The organism is Bradyrhizobium hipponense (assembly GCF_008123965.1).
Classification (GTDB): Bacteria; Pseudomonadota; Alphaproteobacteria; order Rhizobiales; family Xanthobacteraceae; genus Bradyrhizobium; species Bradyrhizobium hipponense.
This window is the reverse complement of sequence record NZ_VSTH01000292.1, coordinates 1-626: the sequence shown is the minus strand read 5'-3', so window position 1 is coordinate 626 and position 626 is coordinate 1. Positions and strand designations below refer to the sequence as shown.

1 protein-coding gene is annotated in these 626 nt (G+C 64.2%); it reads right to left on the bottom strand.

The genetic code is table 11. The annotated features are described in order from the left end of the window. Nucleotides 1-626: IS66 family transposase (gene tnpC / locus FXV83_RS42035; protein WP_148745856.1), on the bottom strand; the 626-nt coding region annotated here is incomplete at both ends.

Below are 626 nucleotides of genomic sequence, written 5' to 3'. Positions count from 1 at the left end.
AAGGGCCGGTCATCCCGCACATAAGTCCAGATCCGCCCGGTCGTGCACTTGCCCTTCGCCAGGATACGGATGGTGGTGTCATCGCCATGCAGGCGCTCGGCAGCGAGTACATGGCGTTCGATCAAGTGGAAGAGCGGCATGACGGCGAAGGTCCCGTGGCCGACCTGGTCGGCCAGTGTCGACAACGGCAGGTCGATCCCCTCGGCCTTAAAGCGCGCGCTCTGGCGGTTGAGCGGGATATGCATGCCGAACTTGTCGAACAGGATCGTCGCCAGCAATTGTGGGCCAATGAAGCCGCGCGGCGTGGCATGGAACGGCGCGGGCGGCTGGCTGATCTTCTCGCAATCGCGGCAGGTGAACTTCTCGCGTACCGTCTCGATCAGCTTGAAGCGGCGCGGGATCTCCTCCAGCGTCTTGGTTACATCCTCACCGATCTTCGCCAGCCGCGATCCACCGCAGCAGGCGCAGCTCGTTGGAGCCTCAATGACGACGCGCTCGCGTTCGATGTCATCCGGCCATGGTTTGCGCACCGGCCGCTTGCGCATGAAGGGGCGGACGTTCTGCGTCTTCGCCGCTGCGGCCTGCGCGGCAAGCTCATCCTCGCTCGCCGTGGTGACGAGTTCTTC